Origin of the sequence: Campylobacter ureolyticus ACS-301-V-Sch3b (genome assembly GCF_000413435.1) — a bacterium.
Classification (GTDB): Bacteria; Campylobacterota; Campylobacteria; order Campylobacterales; family Campylobacteraceae; genus Campylobacter_B; species Campylobacter_B ureolyticus_A.
The window spans coordinates 1-20,093 of sequence record NZ_KE340332.1; the positions used below are offsets into that span (position 1 = coordinate 1).

Sequence of the window (20,093 nt, forward strand, 5' to 3'; positions counted from 1 at the left end):
AGAGAGAGAGAGAGAGAGAGAGAGAGAGCCGTTATTTGATAATGGTTATCAAAAATTAACACTTCTTTCAAAACCTTCTTTTCTTTCTAAACTTTCAAAACACAATAGTTTAAGCTATCTTTTTATAGCTTTATTTTTAGTAACATTAATTTTTCCAGATTCTGTTCTTGCAGCAGGTGGAATGGAAAAAGCAAAATCACTACTTGAAAAAGTAGCTGAATGGCTCCGATATGTTTCAATCGCTACAGTTACGATCGCTATTTTAGTTGTTGGCTATAAAGTTCTTTTTGGTGGAAGAACTATCCAAGAATGCACCCCAATCATTATTGGTGCCTTAATTATTGCAAGTGCCAGTGAAGTCGCACAACTTTTAATGAGCTAAAAAATTATGGAAGTCATTTATAAGGCTTTGACAAGACCAGCTATGATTTTTGGAGTTCCAATAACTCCATTTTTTATAGCTTGTGCCATCATATGTTTAACAAGCTTATATACAAATTTAATTTTTCTTTCATTTCTGCCAGTTGTTATTTTTATTATGAAAGAAATAACAAAAAAAGATGATTTCATTTTTAAATTACTTTTTCTAAAAATAAGCTTTTTTACAAATCCAAGTTCTAAAAAATTTAGCAGTGGTAAAAAAGCATATATCACAAATCAATATTCTAACAATAATCATATAAATTTTAATATGCCTAAATTAAGTATTATAGGGCTTGATAAGGTTCCAAATATCAGCAAATATCTACCTTATCAAACACTCGCGGACAATGTTGTAATAACTAAAAACTTTGACATAATGGCAACTTGGCACATAAATGGAATAAGTTTTGAAGTTGAAAATGAAAATTTTATAGAATTCAACAAACAAAAAATCAATATGTTTTTAAGACAATTTGATGCTAAAAATGTTTCTTTTTATATCCATAGTGTTAGGACTAATACTTGGGATAAATTTGATGGAATATTTAAAAATGAATTTTTATCAAATCTGAATAAAAAATATTACGATGGCTTTAGTAAAAATGATTTAAAAAATAATAGCTTTTATTTAACTGCAATATATTCTCCACTTACTACTAAAGCTCTAAGATCTAGTTTTATAAAAGATAGTCTAGATAAAAGAGTTAAAGAGCTAAATAATTTTATTAGAGCTTTTGAAAACTTTGCTATTACTATTGAGTCAAATTTTAATGATTTTGGCATTAAAAGGCTAAAAAATTATGAAATTAAAGGTCAAAAATATTCAGAACAACTTGAATTTTATAATTTTTTAATCTCAGGCGAATTTCAAAAAGTAAGAACACCAAACGCACCAATTTATGAGTATTTAACTGGAAATTTGACTGACATAATGTTTGGAAATTCAACTGCACAATTAAATTACAATGATGGAAGAAAAAAATTCATAAAAGCGATAGAAATAAAAGATTATCCAGGTGAAAGTTTTTCAGGTATTTTTGATCTTTTAATGTATGAAGACATAGAATATATTATGACACAAAGTTTTGTTCCAATGCCAAAAGTGGAAGCAAAAGGAAATATCGATAAACAAAGAAAAAGATTAGTTGCCGCAGAAGATGATGCAATAAGTCAAATTGAAGAATTAGATACCGCATTAGATAATTTAGTCAGCGGAGAATTAAATTTTGGAAAATATCATCTTTCTTTAGTGGTTTTTGGCGATAGTGTAAGTGAAGTTGAAAAAAATGCAAATAAAATAATGAAACCTTTGGGAGATTTGGGTTTTTTGACAACATTAGCTAGTATTGCACTACCTGCTACATATTTTTCGCAATTTCCAGCTAATTTTGGCATTAGACCAAGAATTCATACATTATCTACTTTAAATTTTGCTAGTTTAGTATCCTTCCATAATTTCGCAAAAGGTAAGAGAAGCAATAACCAATGGGGAGATGCAGTAACAATATTTAAAACACCAAATAAACAGCCATTCTACTTTAATTTTCACGAAACTAGAAAAAATAAAAAAGACTTTTCTAGCGACACTTTTTTATTGGCAAATACTTTAATTATTGGAAAAAGTGGTGGGGGAAAAACAGTTCTTATGGGGTTTTTATTAGATCAACTTCAGAAATATGCAGATAAAAATACTTTTGCACCAGGAACACCTGAAGATAAAAAGAATGCTACATTTTTCTTTTTAGACAAAGATAAAGGTGCTAGTGCAAACATATTTGCAAGTGGCGGAAAGTATTTGACAATAGATGCTGGAAAACCAACTGGTTTCAATCCTTTTATGGTAGATAATACAGCAGAAAATATTAGAAAATTACAAACCTTAATGAAAATGCTTGTAACCAGAAATGATGAAATTTTAACCACACTAGAAGAAGAAAGCTTAAATAATGCTGTAACTTATATAATGCATCATTTTGAAAAAGATGAAAGAAATTATGGAATTTCTTTAATGCTAGAACACTTAACAGAACGAAATGATGAAAGAAATTCTTTAAAATCTCGTTTAAAACTTTGGTCACAAGACAATAAATTTGGCTGGGTATTCGATAATGAAATAGATGAGCTTAATTTCAATGATACAGATGTAAACATATATGGAATTGACGGAACAGATTTATTAAAAGATAGTGAAATAAATTGTATGGTTGCCTACTATATTCTTTGGAGAATTATGGATTTAACCGATGGAAGAAGATTTGGACTATTAGTTGATGAAGCTTGGGATTGGATACAAAATGAAATAGTTGCAAAGGAAGTTTTTAATAAGCAAAAAACCATTAGAAAACAAAATGGTTTTGTAGTTCTTGGAACCCAAAGCGTAGAAGATTTTGCAAAGTCAAAAATAGCAACAGCGGTAATAGAACAAAGTGCAACAATACTACTTTTAGCTAATCCACAAGCAAAAAAAGTGGATTATGTAGATAGATTAAACTTAAGTGAAGAAGAATTTGAGTTTGTAAAAAACGTAGATCCAAATAAATATAAATTTCTAGTTAGAAAAAATACTGGCGAAAAATCAATTGTAAGTTTAGATTTGAGCAGTGTTGGAAAAGAAAATCTAGCAATTCTTTCTACTGGCTCTACCTTTGTTGATGAAGTTGAAAAAATAATCAACGATAAATCTAAAAATTATGATGAAAAATTAGAAAATTTAAAAAACCTTTATAGGAGTTAAAGATGTTTAAAAAAGATAAAAATATTTTAGAAGATTTGCAAATAGCATTAAAAGATATTCAAATAGAGCTATTAGAAATAAAATCTGAAATTAAAATTTTGAAATATGATGAAGTTATCGCAAAAAATAATGAAATAACAGAAGCCTACAATAATGAAGTTTTTAGAACCACTGCTAAATTTATATCAGATGATGTTGAATATATTAAAGATTTTGCCAAAAAAATCAAATACGAAATAACGAATATAAAAAATTCTCTAGAAATAATAGATGGCAAAGTAATAAATGGTTTTATTTTAAAAGATAAAGAAGATGATCCAGACCTAGAAGACAATCCAGACTTTGTAATTTAAAGGATAAAAAATGCAAGATTTAATAAAAATTTTCACACATAGTATAGGCGGACACAAAGTAAATGCACGAGATGTGTGGGAGACAAAACAAGAATTGTTAAATGAAAGATACGAATTTTATTTTAATAAGGAATCAAAATGAAAAACAAATTTACAAATATCACAGACAATCCTAGCATTAGCCCTGCAAAAACAGATACTGAGAAAATTAAAAAAATTCTTTTTATTACTTTAACTTCTTTATTTTTAAGTTCAAATTCATTAAGTGCAAGTGGTATTCCAGTAGTTGATGCTGCTGCAAATGCTCAAATGACTACTCAAAATTTAAAACAAATTGCAGAGTGGGCAAAAGAAGCTAAAAGGTGGGTAGATACTACAACTCACTATTCTGCACAATTAAATGCATATGCAAAACAACTTGCAACTCAAAGCGGTGTGAGAGATGTTACTTCTTTTTTAGAAGAAGCAAAAGATGTGTATGATGAAGCGAAGAAAGTTGGAACAACTCTTGGAGAGTTAAAAGATTTTAAAAATAGCGGAAAAGATAGTATCAGCTCAAAAGTTAAAAAATTGATGGATAAGTTTTTTGAATATGACTATTGTAAAGATATTGTTGATGTAGATAAAACTACGCAAAATATTTGCTATCAAAAAAGAAGTGCAAACATAGAAGATATTGTTTTTTATAAAGAAAGAAGCGACACAATAGGTATGTATTCGAAAAATATAAATAAATTAGCTAAAAAACTACAAAAAAGTAAAGATATTAAAGAAAGCTCTGATTTAAACAATGCAATACAAGCTCAAGTTGCACTTATGCAAGCAGAAAAAATTCAAATAGATTTATATGCTAAACAAAGGGAAAATTCAAAAAATATTATGGAAGATAGAGAGTTAGAAAATAGAACTAATCGTCTTATGAATAACTATATTGATTGGGGTTCGTTTGACCCTTATAACTAATTTTAGAGTATAAAAATGCCACCAAAAGAAATTCATAGTGATAATCTCATAACAAGTATACTTAAAAGTATAGATAATTTTTTCATAGAAAATACTGGGTATAACTCTACTATTGAAAAAAACATTGACAATCTGATCAGTGTTTTACTAACTATCGTAGGAACTTATTTGCTTTGTTGGATTATATATCGTGGTTACAAAATTCTTTGGGGAAAATCAAATGATAATTTCAAAGATTTTTTATGGGATGCTTTTTTAAAATTTATTTTTATATATATTTGTATGTTTCCAAATGAATGGATAAGTCTAATTAAAGAAGCCATAAGAGGTTTCAGAGAATATGTTTTGATAGATAGTTATTATATGTCTGTTCCCAATCAATTACAGCATTATTACAATATTACAAGAGCAATTACAATTAATTTTATAGGACATTCTAGTAATTTTGAATTTTTAGCTGCTTTATTATATTCGATAGTGGCTTGGATTGGTTTTTTTATAGGTGCGTTTGGACTATTTTTTGCACTTATAACAAATACTGTATCTTTTTACATATTACTTTTTATCGCACCAATTGCATTTTATGGGCTGATTTTTGGATCTTTTTTAAAAAATATATTTACTCAATGGGTTACTATGATTTTATCAAATATTATCACTTTATTTTTTATACATATATTTTGTGGATATGCTCTAAAATTAATAAATAGCTACACAACTACAGCATTAAATCAAATCGGTGTTAAAGATATTCCGCATTACAATGTAGCCATAGTTTGTATATTTGCAGGAATTTGTTTAAAGGTTTTTGTTGATTTGGTGCTTAGTTTAGCTGAAAAAATGACAAATGTAAGTTTAGAATCCGCAAGCAGAGGTGCTATAAAAGGTGGAATGGCTACTTTAGGTGCAAATTTAGGCTTTGGTGCTTTAGCCACTAAAAGAGCTACGAAAGGCTTATTGTTTGGTGCAAAAGGCTCAGCAAGAGCTTATGATGGCATAAAAACAGGTGGAAAATTCATTTTAGACAAAATTAGAAAAACAGGTGGTAGATAATGTATATAAATATAAAATCTATTAAAATGATATTTTTATTATTAAGTTTAACTTTTCTTTTTACTGGTTGCGTAGCAAAGACAAATACTTTACATAATGAAACAAGTGATTGGAATTTTTTATTTGATAGTGAAGAATTTGTTCCTATAAACAAAAATCAAAATATAAGCAAAAAGGCAATGTAATGATAGACAATAATGACACAAAAACTGCTATAAGTTATGAAGCTAGTATCAGATATTTGGTTGAAAAATCAAATCGTAGAGCTTGGTTAATAGCTTTTTTATCAATTTTTATATCAATTATAAGTGTTACAGCAGTTGTATTCTTAACGCCGTTAAAAAGTGTAGAGCCTTATGTTATAAGAGTTGACAATACAACTGGAATGGTAGATATTATAACTTCTGTAAATCAGACAGAATTTGTATCTGACAATGAAGCATTAGATAAATATTTCACTACTTCTTATGTAAAAATTCGTGAAGGGTATTTTTATAATATTTTACAAAACGATTATACCACTGTTCAAATTTGGTCTAGTCCTGAAGTAAGCTCTGATTATTTAAAAATATATGAAGGTGATAATTCTAGAGTGGATATTTTAAAAAATAGAACTGAAATAGATGTAGAAATTAATTCTGTTACTCTTGGAAATAGCAATGGAATGAAGATGGCTACTATAAGATTTAATCAAATTTATAAAGATGCGAAATCTCGCACAATTACAAATAAAAAAGCTAAAATTGTAACTCTTGCATATGATTATTCTCCACAATCGTTAATGACAGAAAATGAAAGATTAATTAATCCACTAGGTTTTAAAGTTTTAACATATAGAGTTGATGATGAAGTGGAAAGGTAGTTTTATGCATAAATTTATATTTTTATTTATAATATTTTATTCAACTCTATTTGGAATAAGCATACCAAAAATATCAAAATTTGATAACAGAATAACTTTTGCAACATATAACGCAAATGATGTTTTTCGGGTTAATTGCAAAAATGGTTTTGTTGCTATGTTGGAATTTAGCAAAGATGAAAGAATAATAAATATAGCTACTGGTTTTAGTGATGGTTGGGAATTAATAGATAGAGAAAATTTTTTATTTATAAAACCAAAAGCATATATCATAAAACAAGAAGAACAAGTTTTAGCAGATCAAAATGGCGATGAAGTAGAATTACAAAATAATGCAGTTATACAACCAAATTCTACAGATTGGAAAACAAACCTTATAGTCACTACAAATGAAAGAATTTATGTATTTGACTTAGAAATCATAGAAGATAAAGATATAAATTATAAGGTAGAATTTTCATATCCTGATGAAATCAAACAAAAACAAAAAGACAAATTGGCAGAAGAAAAAAGAATAAAAGAAGTTCAAAAAAATAAAGAAAATATTGAAAACGAACTTAATAAAGTTACTATCCCTAAAAATTGGGATTTTTTAATGCATATTAATAAAGGAAGTGACACAATTTCACCAGATTTTGCATACGATGATGGAGTTTTCACATATTTAGGCTTTAATAATACAAAAACCATTCCATCTGTTTTCTTATATGAAAATGTAAATAAAAAATCAAAAGAAAGTATTTTAAATACACATTTAAAAAAAGATGGAAATTACGATGTATTAGTAATTCACAAAACAGCTCAGAAAATACTTCTTAGAAGTGGTGATAAATTAGTTGGAATTTTCAATAATGGATATGCTAAAAATCCGCTTGATAAAACATATAACACTATAAATAGAAGCGTAGAAAGAGAGATTATAAAAGATGAGTAACGAAAAAAATAATAGTCAAAACGCTTTAAACAATAATGAAGAAAATAAAGAAGTAAAAACTAATATATCTGAATTAAATGATGAAGCAATTAGCACTAAAAAACTTCAAAGCATAGGAATTATTGTTTTTGGAATAATTATCTTAATTCTTTTGGCTTTAAAATTTTTTTCTAATAAAAATAGTGATGAGCCAGTAAAAGAAACAGCAATTGGAACTAAAATAGAGCAAAAAGATTTCGATTTTAAAGAACCGCCAGTTAAAACATTTCAAGAACTAGTTTTAAAAGAAGAAAAGGAAGTAGAAACAAATGAAACATTACAAAATACTGATAATACAAACCCTTTCGTAATAGCACAAACAAAAACATCTTTTATGCCAAAGGTTTATAAAAGCTCTAGTTCTTTATTGATAAATAACTCCAACTCATCCTCAAATTCCAATAATTTAAGCGAAGAAGATAAACCTGTAGATTTTACCGATCCAAATTATAATTATAGTTTTGATGAAAATGGCAAAATAATAAGAACTCCAAAAAATGAATTTAATAAAGATTATGAACTTGGTGCTTTCACTCCAAAAATAGCAAAATTAAACAAATATGATCCAAATTTATTGCTACCAAAAGGCACTTATATAGGTTGTAGTTTAAATACAAAATTAGTAAGCACAATCAAAGGAAGTATATCTTGCACAGTTTCTGAAAACATATATTCTCAAAATGGAAACACGCTTTTAATTGAAAAAGGATCAAAAATATCAGGGTTTTTTAATAGCGGACAATTAAATGATGGAATGGATAGAATTTTTGTCGTTTGGCAAGAAATTAGAACTCCGAACAATATAGATATACCAGTATCAAGTGGAGCAACTGATGAACTTGGTGGAAGTGGAATTCAAGGCTATATAGACCATCATTGGCTCCAAAGATTTGGTGCTGCTATTTTGCTTAGTGTAATCGATGATGCTATGAATGTGGCTTTAAATGGTGGAACTGGAAATAGAAATAACCAAAACAAAGACTATACAGAAAATACAAGAGAGACAACAAGGGATATGGCTGATACTGCTTTACAAAAATTTATAAATATCGAGCCTACTTTATATAGAAATCACGGGGATTTAGTAGCAGTTTATGTAAACAGAGATATTGATTTTAGTAAAGTTTATAAGCTTAATTATATAGGTAATAAAATAATTAAATAGGATAAAAAATGAATACAAATAGCCAAATAAACCAGGTAGATTTACAAAAAACAATCGAAGATATTGATGAAAAAATTAAAGCCTATAAATTAAAAATTTATAGATTAAAACAAAAACGAGATGAATATTATAAATTACTCAAAGAGTTGGAAAATAACTCAGAAATAGGATATTAAAAAATGAGCGGTATTAGAAGCAGTGTTTCATTAAGTAAATATTCAAATGAATATTTTGGAAAATATTTACAAGATGACACAATTAACGAAATTTGCTATAACGGTGGCACTGCTATTTTCTATGAAGATAGCAAAGGCAATTGGCATATTGATGAAAATGCAAATTTTGATTATGAAAAAGCAATAGCATTTGCTACTTCTTGTGCCTCTTTTAAAAAAGATCAAATAGACAAAACAAAACCAATACTTTCTTGTGTATTGCCAACTGGCGAGAGGGTTCAAATCGTAATACCACCAGCGACAAAAGATGGTATCGTTTCAATCACAATTAGAAAGCCATCAAAAGTTCGATATACATTAAATGATTATATATCAAGTGGATCAATTGATAAAAATAGTGCTGATTTCTTTATCCAAGCCATTAAACAAGGGAAAAATATTGTCATTTGTGGTGAAACTGGAAGCGGAAAAACAACTTTAATGAAAACTTTTATTGATTTTATTCCATTAGATGAAAGAATTATAACTATTGAAGATGTTGAAGAAATAAGATTTTATGAACATAAAAACTATCAACAACTCTTTTACCCAAGCGAAGCTAAAGAAAGCGATTTTCTAAACTCAACAGCTCTTTTAAAATCTTGCCTTCGAATGAAACCGAGCAGAATTTTACTTGCAGAAGTTAGGGGAGCTGAAACATATGATTTTTTAAATGTTATCTCAAGCGGACACAATGGCTCAATGACAAGTTGTCACGCAGGAAGTGTCAAAAATTGCTACAACAGACTAGCAATGATGTCTATGCAAAATGAAATTGCCAGATCTCTTGGTAAAGATATGATACTTGACATTATAAAAAATATCATCGATTTAGTAATAGTCTTTAAAAAAGAGCATAACGGAATTAGGCGAGTAGCTGAATATTTATACGAACAAAAACTATATAAAAACTTTGATGGAATTTTTAAAGAAGTTAAGGATTTTGTATGAAATCACAAGATAGTTTTAACGAGATAAAAGATAGTTTTGAACCAGAAACAGAAATTCAAAATGAAATTTTAAATTTAGAAAAAGATGTTGAAAAAGCTGAAGAAATAATCAGAGAAATAAAAAAAAGAATTATAAAACTAAAAGAGATAGCTTGGGATAAAACCTCTAAAAAAGAAGCCAAAGATATGTTTAAGGTTTTACAAAAAGAAAAAGATTTTATAAATGTTAAAACCAACAAGGGCAATATAAATGTAAGCCAAAATTTTATGGAAAAAGAAAAAAAACATTTAGATGATCCAAATTTACGTGGAATGATAACAAAAGAAGAAATGCTTAGTTTTCCAAAAGTAGCTAAAAATGTAGAGCCTGAATTTAGCATAAAACATCAAGGAAATGTTTGGTCTGTTGAGGCAAATGATGGTAGCAAAATAGTGTATGGCGAAAGAACTTGGGACAAACAAAGCCATCTCTTAACAGCACACTCAAAGACAGAAAGAGGAGAAAGAATTTATTCTAAAAAAGATAACAAGCAGGATAGGGCGAACGGGGTCAGCTTCGCCGAACAATTTAAAGACCGCGATTGTAACAGTCCTGCTTTGAGTGAAAGTATATCAAATAACTCCAAGAAAAGCAACAAAATAACACAGCAAGAATTAGACAATATAGGGAAATTAGCAAGCAAAGCTGTAAATAAAGTATTAAACGATAAAAACAAATCAGAAAACAATAAAAATAAGGATTTAAGTGATGCAAGATAAGTTAAATAAAGCTCAAATCATATTTTTATCTATTGTTGCTATTGTTATATCTTATTTTTTAACAAGTGTTGTAATATTTGTATTAAATGACGCCTTAAAACTACTTCCAAAAGTATGGAAGCCTGAATTTACATTTTTAGCCTTAATTAATGGTTATCCAAAAGTATATGAAGCACTGGCCATTTCTCTATTTTTAAGTTTTAGTGTAGTTTTCTTACTCCCCTTTATACCAAAAAAAGAAAAATTATATGGAAATGCAAGATTTGCAAACTCAGCAGATATAAGAAAAATGGGGTTATTTCCTAAAAAAGGAAAAGATGGAAAAATAGATAACAACGGAATTATTATAGGTATGTATAATAACCAGCTTTTGAGATTTGGTGGGCAACAATTTGTAGCACTTGGAGCTCCAACAAGAAGCGGAAAAGGTGTTGGTATAGTTATACCAAATTTGCTTGATTATCCAAATTCTTGCGTTGTTCAAGATATAAAATTAGAATGTTTTGAATATACCAGTAAATATAGAAAAGAAATTCTAAAACAAGATATATTTTTATTCAATCCATATAGTTTTAAAACTCATCGTTATAATCCACTTTTTTATATAGATATGAAAGGTGAAAATGCCGATGCTGAACTAAACGACTTTGCAAATATTTTGTATCCACTGAAAAATGATGGCTCAGTAACTGATTATTTTAATGGAAAAGCAAAAGATCTTTTTATTGGGCTTTGCTATATGATGAATGACCTGCTTGGGACTAGAAAAGGTATAGCATTTTTACAAAAATATGAACTTGAATGCTCATTTTCTCTATATGGAATCTTAAAATTAAGTGAAGGATTAAATTTTGAAGTAGAAACAGCCGATGGAGAGATAAAAACAATATCAAATTTTGCAGATACTTACAATACTTTAGTAGAAATGAAAATGGTATCTCCGAAGGCAAAAGAAAGAATTGATGCATTCTTTGAAATTAAAAGCGATAATGAAAGAAGTTCAGCAATGGGTAGTTTTATATCCCCATTAGCAATATTTAGAGCTGATAATATGAGACTAGCTACTTCTGCAAATGACTTTGATTTTAGGGACTTAAGGCGTAAAAAAATGACAATTTATATTGGAATTACGCCTGATAAATTGGCTTCTGCAAAACCTATTTTGAATATATTTTGGCAACAGCTCATTTTAATAAATGTTCAGCAAGGCTTACCACAATCAAATAAAGAGCTAAAACATCCTTGCCTTCTTTTAATGGATGAATTTACAGCAAGTGGATATTTGGCAACTTATTCATCAGCTATATCATTTATGGCTGGATACGACTTAAGAAGTCTAATAATATATCAAGCAGATTCTCAACTTACAAACAACAAACCAGAAGGATATGGACAAGCAGAAGCAAATACCTTGCTAAAAAATCACGCTTGTAGAATTTACTACGCGATGAAAGATGATGATGCAAAAAGATTAAGTGAATCTCTTGGCACAAAAACAGTTAAGCAAAGAAGTAGAAATTTAGGCTCTGGTGGCGGCGGAAGCGAGAGCGAAACAAGTAGAGCTTTAATGCTTTCAAAAGAGATCGAGGAGATGCAGTTTGATACAGAAATTATCAAAATAGAGGGCAAACCACCGATTAAATGCAAAAAGGCTCTATATTATTCAAACAAATATTTTATGGATAAATTCAAAGAAGTAAGTCCTAGTTTAAAAAATATAAAAGAAATTCCAAATAGAAAATCATTAGAAAATGCAATTCAAAATGGTGAAACTTATATAAAAATACCACTTCAAAATGAAGAGACACTACAAAATTATTTAAAAGAAAATATAGAAAAAAGACTTAATGAGTTGCCAATAGAAGAAGATGCTGAGATAGAAAATGCATTAGACAATATAAATATAGAAGATGAGGAGTATAACAGTGATGAGTATGAAAATTTTGAAACAAGGGGAAATTTATGAATAAATTTATAATTTTTGTATCTTTGATTTTTCTTTTTAATGGTTGTTCGAAACCACCAAAGCCAATTAAATTAGATAGTGGTTCAGCCATATCAATAAATCATAATTTAATTGTAGATAAAAAATATAGTGTTCCTAAAGATAATTTTTTAAAAAATAATAATTGGACTTACAATATTTATTTGAGTCCAGTAGATAAAGATACTTTAATTAAAAATGATTTAATTGTTAAAACATTTTATTTGGCACATAATGCTGATAAATTGATTATTTTAGGATACGAACCATTAGCAAAGAAATACAAAGATTATTTTATTAAAAACGATGTAAATGCAAATATAGAAATTAGACCATTAGATTCAATAAATTATAAAAAAGACTTAGTAAATATATTATTTTTTCACACAAAGGAGACAAAATGAAAAAAATAATTTTGTTAGTAGCTATTTTATTTGGCTCATTAAACGCAGTTGAAGTTGATTTACTTACTGGTGACACGAGATTGAGTTGCGAAGCTATTTTATGTCTTAGTAGTTCTGTAAAACCAGGAGAATGCCAACCATCTCTTAATAGATTTTTTTCAATCAAAGAAAAAAAATGGGAAGATACACTAAATGCAAGAAAAGCATTTTTAAAACTATGCCCTGTTGGAGAAAGTGGTGAAAATGATGCTGAATTTAAAAAACTAAGAGACAATATTTTAGTTTATATTTCAGAGCCTTGCAATACAGAGTATTTAAATTCAAGAGTTGAATATAAAACAAAAGAAATTTGCGGAGAAAGAAGATGCAGACATATACCAATATCAGCAAGAATAAACCCTAACTTACCAAAAAGTTGCAAATTACTTCAAACAAGTAAATATACAGATATAAAAGTAAAATATACTTGCAGTGGTGAATTTTTTCCTATTGATGAATGGGATAAAGGAATAACTAAAAATGAAATACCACAAACTTTTTACAACTCATTAAAGGCAAAAGATAAAAATTCAGTTGAAGAAGTTAAAAACAAGTCAAAATTTTGTAAAAGAAGTCATATATCTTTTTGTCAGCCAAAATATTATCAAAAAATTACAATAAATAAAAATTGTTGGGAACAAGAATAATGGAAGAAAAAGAAAAAATAGTTAATGAAGTAATTCAAACAACAAATGTTGATATTGACGATACTACCAACTTAAATAAAGAAAATATTCAAAATGAAAGCTTGAAAGAAAAACTAAAACTAGAAGAAAGTTTTAAAGCTTTAGGTATCGCAATAAATGACGAAAATAAAAGAATTGTATTGGATTATTCAAGAACTATTAGTAATTTCAAAAAATTACTGGATGCTCAAAAAAATAATTATGTTAGTTTGAAAAACTATATGCCAGACAACGAAGTTGTAACAGCCTTGATTAATGATTTAAATAAAAATTGGGAAGAGATTTCTAAATATTTTGAAACTTTAATGAGTTTTTTTATAAATCCGCCAAGTAAAGAAATTTTTGAACTAACAAATAACGCTTTACTTTTAAAGAACATATATAACAGCCTAAAAGAATTCTCAGAAGATTTTGCAAAATTACATATAGAAGAACAGTTCAATGGTATTAAAAATGATTTTGAGCAGAATTTAAAAACCATAAATGAATATCAGAATAAATTAGCAGCTAGACTTGAAAATATGGCTCAAACTTATGATGAATTTCTAAACAAATTTTTAGATAAACAAACTAATGAACTTGATAATTTTAATAAAAAATCAGCAGAGTTAGCAAAAAGCTATGATGATTTTTTACACAAAAATCTTAAATTTTTTAAAGGAGGAACTTGGAGCTTAATTATATTAAATATTGCACTAGCAATTAGTTTAGGGGTTTTAACTGCAATTTGTTTTATTAAAAACAATGAGTTAAATAGTCTTATTGAAGTTGGCAAAAAATTTGCAGAGATTTCAGTTAAACAAGATGAGCAATCTATAACTTTAAATTTTCCATTAGATGCCAAATTTATAAGTGACAATAATGAGAAAAAAGTTATTCTAAAATAATAAAAAAAGGATTTACAATGGCTACAAATAAAAAAGATGTTGAAGTAGACAATACTACTCCAAACAATTCAACATCTGCCGATAAAAAAATAACTTCTGTTTATGTTAGTGCTGGTTCATCGGTCAATAAACAAGGTGAAACATTGACAATAGTTGGTTTTGGTGGATTAAAACCTTATGAAAAAGATGGAAAAGAAATCAAACCAGGTGCGAGAGATGCTTTTTACAAGATTTCTAATATTGATAATTTTTTAAAAGCAGTTGATGCAGATAAAATAGGTATTGATATAAAAGGTAAAGATCAAAATAACCAAGATACTTTTATGAGAGCTGATGCTTTTTATCAATCTGGAATTGGAAAAAATGGAAAGGCTTATGGATTTAACAAAATCTGCATAACTCTACAAGAAGAAGAGAGAAATCAAGCAAATGAAGTTGTTAAATCAGCTCAAAAACTTTATGCCACCAAAGGAATGAACGGCTATTCATTTGATAAAAATTGCGACAATAAATTAATTGACAAATTTAATGCCCAAATTCAAAATGGTTGTGATTTTACATTATCTGCAAAAAAAGATTCAACTTTGCAAAACTACCCACAACTAATGGAAACAGTTGACAAAATAAAAGGTGGCTCAGCTATGGTTGAGATTGATTTTGTAAAAACACAAGGTGCTGTATTAAAGTCGATTACTCCAATTGATAATAGTGGTAATTTAGGTGAGCAAAAGATACTAAAACAAGCTACCAAAAAAACCACTAAAAGTAAATCAATGTCTTAAATTTTTAGCAGAGATTTTCTCTGCTAAATCATAAGAGAGGATAATTATGCCATTTTTAGATAAACAGTTTGAAGATAAATTTAATCAAAAAGTATCTACAAATTTTCCAAAATTAAAGCCATTATTTGAAAAATTAAAATCAAAATTTTATACTTATTGTAAATCCAACAATGTTATATATTTTATAAAAATAGAATGTGAATTTTTGAAATTTTTAGAAGAAAATCAAGAAAATATAATCAAATTTACAAGCTTAATTGAACCAAAAATTGAAAATGGTCATCTACTAAAAATAGAATTAAGAAACAAAGATATAATGATATCGTTACCAAATTTTAATTTTTCAAATAATGGTTATAATATATATATAGAAACAATATTTAGTGAAATAAATTTCAATATTTTTATTAAAAATGATTACGAAATTTTTTCAGGTATGTATAAAAAGATAAATAAAAACTACTCATTTTTCGAAATGTCATTATCTTATATAGCTAAAATTTGTAAAAGAAATGATTTAATCTATGAGTTCTTTATTATTTATTTTGAGTATTTACAAAAAGATAATACTAATTTAAATGACATTATAAAAGATTTCAAAGATAATCCAATAAACATATATTCAGCTTTTAAATTTAGTGAGCTAAAAAACTTTAAAAATAAAAAGTATATATTTGCTTCAAAATATCCAAAGGAAACATTTTTTAATCATACAAATAAATATAAACTAATTACTTCATATATAAATATCAAAATCAAAAAATATATTCCCAAAGAATACTTTTTTGAAGTTATAAAATTTTTAGATGACAATATAAAAATATTTGAATTTGAAGATAAAAAAATAGATAAATCATTTATAATAACGCTACTATCTGAATTTTGGCGGAATAAAAATTTAAAAAATATAAACAAAAATTATGACAAAATTATCGTTTATGACTATATAAAAATGATGATTGATAAAAAAGAAAAAATAAACTTAAATATAAAATCATTTAAGAGAATAAAACAAGAACACGACCGTATTGCCTTAGAAAATGAAATACATTACGCTCCTAATTTAAAAATAAGTAAAGGCAATCAATTCTTAAAACTTAAATTACCAAAAGAAATAAAAAGATTAAGCACTAAACAAGAAATAATAGAAGAAGGAGTTTTAAATAGAAATTGTGTTGCTAGTTATATACGAGAGATAAATAAACAAATTTGTATGATTTACTCGCTAAGACAGGATGATAAAAGATACACAATTGAAATTAGACAAAATAAAAATGGTTTTTATTTAAGACAAATAAAAGGCTTTGCAAATAGTGAAGCTCCAAAAGAAATTATCGAGTTTGTTAAAAATGAAATTGAAATAAATAATGTAAATTTATTACCAGGATAAAAGGATAAAAAATGAAACTGTTTATAGCGGAAAAACCAGCTCTTGCAAAATCAATTGCAGCAGGAATAGATGGAGAATATAAAAATGGTGATGGCTTTTTTCAAAAAGGCGAAAATATTATCACTTGGGCATTTGGGCATCTACTTGAATTATATATGCCAGAAGATTATGATGAAAATTTTAAAAAATGGGATTTGAAAGATTTACCATTAAAAATAGATGAATTTAAATATAAACCGATACAAAGTTCAAAAGAACAATTAAAAATAATTTGTAATTTAATAAAAAGATCTGATGTAGATACTATTATAAATTGCGGTGACGCTGATGAAGAAGGTCAAATTCTAATCGATGAAATTTTAAAATATGCAAATAATAAAAAACCAGTTTTAAGACTTTTGTTACACGATCTAACCGAAAAAGGCGTAAGGTCCGAATTAAAAAATATGAAATCAAATAACGATTTTAGTAATTTAAGTGAGTGTGGCTTTGCTAGGAGTATAGCAGATTGGATTGTTGGTATAAATCTAACAAGAGCTTATACTACAAAAGCACAAAATAATGGTTATAAAGGTGTTATCAGTGTTGGCAGAGTTCAAACTCCAATACTTGGATTAGTAGTCAGCAGAGACCTAGAAAGAGAAGGTCATAAAAGTAGTTTTTATTATACTTTAACTGGAAAATTTAAAACCCATCAAGCTGAAATTTTAGCAAATTTAAAAACAGATGAAAAAATCACAGATGAAAATGAAGCAAATGAAATTAAGAATATCTGCTTGGGTAAAAATGGAATTTTAAATGTCACCAATGAAAACAAACTAGAATATCCACCACTTCCTTATAATCTTTTAAATTTACAAGCAGATTGTTCTAAAAAATTTAACTTTAAACCAGACAAAACTCTAAAAATCACTCAAGACTTAAGAGAAAAATACAAATGCATTACATATAACCGCTCAGATTGTGAATATTTACCTGTTAATATGTGGGAAAGTTCAACTAATGTTTTGAACTCGATAAAATCAAATTTAAGCGACTTTGAAAATATAATAAAAAATGCGGATCCAAATTTAAAAAGTAGAGCTTTCAATGATGAGTTTATTACAGCACACTTTGCCATAATTCCAACTGAAGCGACATTTGATTTTAACTCTATGAGCAAAGATGAACAAAATGTCTATAAACTAATTTCAAAACGATATATTGCTCAATTTTATGAACCTATGCAGTATTTACAAACTAATATTGAAATTCTTATTAATGATTATAAATTTACCACTAGTAAGAAAAAAATTATAAAAAACGGCTATCTTTCTCTTTTTAGTGGTGAAAACGATAGCGAACAAAAAAATGATGATGAAGTAGAAAATAGTTTTGATTTATCACTTTTGGAAAGCGGCAATTGCCAAACATTAAATATAGAGATAAATAAAAAGCAGACTAAACCAAAGCCATATTATACAATGCCAACACTACTTAAAGATTTAACTTCGATAAGTAAATATGTAAAAGATGAAAAAATAAAAACTCTTTTAAAAGAAAAAGATAAAGATAAAAAAGGCGAAAATGGTGGAATTGGAACACCAGCCACTAGATCAGAACACATCAAAAATCTTTTTGAAAGAGAATATATAAAAGAAGAAAAAAAATCTATAATTTCAACAAAAAAAGGTAGGGATTTAATAGCTCTAGCACCTAAAATTTTATCAACTCCCGATATGACCGCTCTTTGGTATGAACAACAACTTGAAATTCAAAATGGAAATTTAAGTAAAGATGATTTTTTAAATAGAGTATTTGATGAAGTAGAAGAACAAATAGAGCTTATAAAAAATAATGCTTTACTAGATAAAAATTTTAACGGAATTGACAAAACATATCCTTGTAAATGCGGAAAAGGGTTTTTGCAAAAAAGACACTCACAAAAAACTGGTAAAGACTTTTGGGGTTGTAGCAATTGGAAAAATGGATGCTCTGAGATTTATCCAGACCTAAATGGAAAACCAAACATACCAAAGTATTTTTGTCCTAAATGTGGCTCTGCTCTTAATAGGTGGAAAAACAAAAAAGGAGATGGCTATTATTGGTCTTGTAGCGGTTGGAAGACAAAAGGTTGCCAAATAGGTTTTATAAATGATAAAAATGGAAAGCCTGAAATATAAGGAATAAACTATGAAAAAATTACTTCTTTTTTTATTGGTAGTAAATTTAGGAATTTGCAGTGAATTTAATCATCTTTTTATAAAACACGGAAAATTAAACAATATTTCACCACTGCTTTTATATGGAATTGCAAAAACAGAAAGCAGTTTAAATCCTAATCAAGTAGCAAGAAATGACAACGGAAGTTATGATATAGGAATTATGCAAATTAATTCTATTCATTTGCCCGAGTTAAAATCTATGGGTTATAAAGAAAAAGATTTATTTAACCCTGATATTAACATTGGATTTGGAGCAATTGTTTTGAAAAGATGTATCAATAAGTGGGGACTAAACTATAAAGCTTTAAATTGTTATAACGGAAAAGTAAATAACAACACTTATAACATAAAAGTTGTTTCAAATATTGCCAATTACAATAAAAATTTTAATCAAATTATAAAATAAAGGATTTATAATGGAAAATGAAAATATCAAAAATGATGAATATATATCAACAAACAAAGAAAACATTAAAGAAAATGAAGAAAAACCAAATTTTTCCATAAAAATCACACCTGATAAAAATTTTAGTCCTGAGTTTAAGAAGTTTTTTAAAAAAACTGGTATTTTTGACAAAATTCATAGTGGCGATAGTGCTATCGCTGTTATGCAGATGGTTAATGAATTAGACCAAATAGTTAAAGAAGAAAATTTTAACAAAAATAAATTTCCTAAAGAAACTTTAAATTTTGAAATTCAAACTCCAAGTGGAAATAAATTAGATTTTAATGCACCAATGGGAAGAAATTTATTTCAAGATGGAAATTTAGAAAAGCTCATAAATATTGGCACTGAAAAAATAACAAATAATGTATTGAATGAAAATGACAAAAGAGATTGGAAAAAAATTTTTGAAAAAGATCAAAATAAAAAATATAAGATTAAAGTTAATACTCAATCTATAGAAAAAGCCATTGATGGTGGAATAGATGAACTTGCAAAAGCAGGAAAAGGTCTTGGAGATGATAATTTAGAAGCTTTTTTAGTTGCTTTTACAAATTCATATGGACTAGATAGAAAATTTAATTTTCCTAACGAAAACAACAATAAAAATAATGATAAAGAACAAAATAAAGAAAATGAAAATCCTATAAATAAACAAAATAATGCTATCACAGAAAAAGAATTAAGCAATATAGAAAAATTATCAAAAGAAGCTGTATCAAAAATAACTAAAACAAAAGAAAAAGAAAAAGGAATTTCAAAACCTACAAGTTTAGGTATCAGTTAAAAGAATATAATTTATATTAATATAATAGAAATTAT

General features: G+C 27.2%; 22 protein-coding genes. All 22 read left to right on the forward strand.

Annotation, left to right across the window (positions count from 1 at the left end; translation table 11 throughout):
* Positions 1-382 (forward strand): TrbC/VirB2 family protein (locus tag HMPREF9309_RS08640; protein ID WP_016647529.1); only part of this gene is annotated, 382 nt, incomplete at its 5' end.
* A 6-nt stretch (positions 383-388) separates the two neighbouring features.
* Entirely contained in the window at positions 389-3,157 is a 2,769-nt protein-coding gene (locus HMPREF9309_RS08645) for a VirB4 family type IV secretion/conjugal transfer ATPase (protein ID WP_016647466.1), read from the forward strand.
* Between the two features lie 2 nt (positions 3,158-3,159).
* Positions 3,160-3,510: a hypothetical protein gene (locus tag HMPREF9309_RS08650; RefSeq protein WP_016647467.1), complete on the forward strand. Its 351-nt coding sequence runs from the start codon at positions 3,160-3,162 to the stop codon at positions 3,508-3,510.
* Positions 3,511-3,520: 10 nt separating this feature from the next.
* Positions 3,521-3,652 (forward strand): hypothetical protein, encoded by a 132-nt coding sequence (locus HMPREF9309_RS09245; protein WP_016647468.1) that lies wholly within the window; start codon positions 3,521-3,523, stop codon positions 3,650-3,652.
* The gene (locus HMPREF9309_RS08655; protein WP_016647469.1) at positions 3,649-4,473 is read left to right on the forward strand and encodes a TrbJ/VirB5 family protein; all 825 of its coding nucleotides are present in this window, start codon (positions 3,649-3,651) and stop codon (positions 4,471-4,473) included. The genes HMPREF9309_RS09245 and HMPREF9309_RS08655 overlap by 4 nt, the downstream gene beginning before the upstream one ends.
* A gap of 15 nt (positions 4,474-4,488) precedes the next feature.
* Entirely contained in the window at positions 4,489-5,526 is a 1,038-nt protein-coding gene (locus HMPREF9309_RS08660) for a type IV secretion system protein (RefSeq protein WP_016647470.1), read from the forward strand.
* Positions 5,526-5,711: a hypothetical protein gene (locus HMPREF9309_RS08665; RefSeq protein ID WP_016647471.1), complete on the forward strand. Its 186-nt coding sequence runs from the start codon at positions 5,526-5,528 to the stop codon at positions 5,709-5,711. The genes HMPREF9309_RS08660 and HMPREF9309_RS08665 overlap by 1 nt, the downstream gene beginning before the upstream one ends.
* A complete protein-coding gene (locus HMPREF9309_RS08670; protein WP_012108065.1) occupies positions 5,711-6,388 on the forward strand; it encodes a VirB8 family type IV secretion system protein in 678 nt (225 codons plus the stop codon). The genes HMPREF9309_RS08665 and HMPREF9309_RS08670 overlap by 1 nt, the downstream gene beginning before the upstream one ends.
* Positions 6,389-6,392: 4 nt before the next feature.
* Positions 6,393-7,322, forward strand: a complete 930-nt coding sequence (virB9, locus tag HMPREF9309_RS08675; RefSeq protein ID WP_034908021.1) for a P-type conjugative transfer protein VirB9 — start codon at positions 6,393-6,395, stop codon at positions 7,320-7,322.
* On the forward strand, positions 7,315-8,526 hold the full coding sequence (gene virB10, locus HMPREF9309_RS08680; RefSeq protein WP_016647473.1) for a type IV secretion system protein VirB10: 1,212 nt from the start codon (positions 7,315-7,317) through the stop codon (positions 8,524-8,526). Before virB9 ends, virB10 begins: the two co-directional genes overlap by 8 nt.
* An 8-nt stretch (positions 8,527-8,534) precedes the next feature.
* Positions 8,535-8,702, forward strand: a complete 168-nt coding sequence (locus HMPREF9309_RS09080; protein WP_012108062.1) for a hypothetical protein — start codon at positions 8,535-8,537, stop codon at positions 8,700-8,702.
* A gap of 3 nt (positions 8,703-8,705) precedes the next feature.
* A complete protein-coding gene (locus tag HMPREF9309_RS08685) occupies positions 8,706-9,692 on the forward strand; it encodes an ATPase, T2SS/T4P/T4SS family (protein ID WP_012108061.1) in 987 nt (328 codons plus the stop codon).
* A complete protein-coding gene (locus HMPREF9309_RS08690) occupies positions 9,689-10,450 on the forward strand; it encodes a hypothetical protein (protein ID WP_012108060.1) in 762 nt (253 codons plus the stop codon). The genes HMPREF9309_RS08685 and HMPREF9309_RS08690 overlap by 4 nt, the downstream gene beginning before the upstream one ends.
* On the forward strand, positions 10,440-12,416 hold the full coding sequence (locus tag HMPREF9309_RS08695) for a type IV secretory system conjugative DNA transfer family protein (protein ID WP_016647474.1): 1,977 nt from the start codon (positions 10,440-10,442) through the stop codon (positions 12,414-12,416). Before HMPREF9309_RS08690 ends, HMPREF9309_RS08695 begins: the two co-directional genes overlap by 11 nt.
* Positions 12,413-12,838 (forward strand): cag pathogenicity island Cag12 family protein, encoded by a 426-nt coding sequence (locus tag HMPREF9309_RS08700; protein ID WP_012108058.1) that lies wholly within the window; start codon positions 12,413-12,415, stop codon positions 12,836-12,838. Before HMPREF9309_RS08695 ends, HMPREF9309_RS08700 begins: the two co-directional genes overlap by 4 nt.
* Entirely contained in the window at positions 12,835-13,524 is a 690-nt protein-coding gene (locus HMPREF9309_RS08705) for a TrbM/KikA/MpfK family conjugal transfer protein (protein ID WP_016647475.1), read from the forward strand. The genes HMPREF9309_RS08700 and HMPREF9309_RS08705 overlap by 4 nt, the downstream gene beginning before the upstream one ends.
* Entirely contained in the window at positions 13,524-14,450 is a 927-nt protein-coding gene (locus HMPREF9309_RS08710; RefSeq protein WP_016647476.1) for a hypothetical protein, read from the forward strand. The genes HMPREF9309_RS08705 and HMPREF9309_RS08710 overlap by 1 nt, the downstream gene beginning before the upstream one ends.
* 17 nt (positions 14,451-14,467) lie before the next feature.
* Entirely contained in the window at positions 14,468-15,232 is a 765-nt protein-coding gene (locus tag HMPREF9309_RS08715; protein WP_016647477.1) for a hypothetical protein, read from the forward strand.
* Between the two features lie 46 nt (positions 15,233-15,278).
* On the forward strand, positions 15,279-16,622 hold the full coding sequence (locus tag HMPREF9309_RS08720) for a PcfJ domain-containing protein (RefSeq protein WP_016647530.1): 1,344 nt from the start codon (positions 15,279-15,281) through the stop codon (positions 16,620-16,622).
* Between the two features lie 11 nt (positions 16,623-16,633).
* Positions 16,634-18,784, forward strand: a complete 2,151-nt coding sequence (locus tag HMPREF9309_RS08725) for a DNA topoisomerase 3 (protein WP_016647531.1) — start codon at positions 16,634-16,636, stop codon at positions 18,782-18,784.
* A gap of 10 nt (positions 18,785-18,794) precedes the next feature.
* The gene (locus HMPREF9309_RS08730) at positions 18,795-19,232 is read left to right on the forward strand and encodes a lytic transglycosylase domain-containing protein (RefSeq protein WP_016647532.1); all 438 of its coding nucleotides are present in this window, start codon (positions 18,795-18,797) and stop codon (positions 19,230-19,232) included.
* 10 nt (positions 19,233-19,242) lie between these two features.
* A complete protein-coding gene (locus HMPREF9309_RS08735) occupies positions 19,243-20,058 on the forward strand; it encodes a hypothetical protein (protein ID WP_012108051.1) in 816 nt (271 codons plus the stop codon).
* The last annotated feature ends 35 nt before the right edge of the window (positions 20,059-20,093 follow it).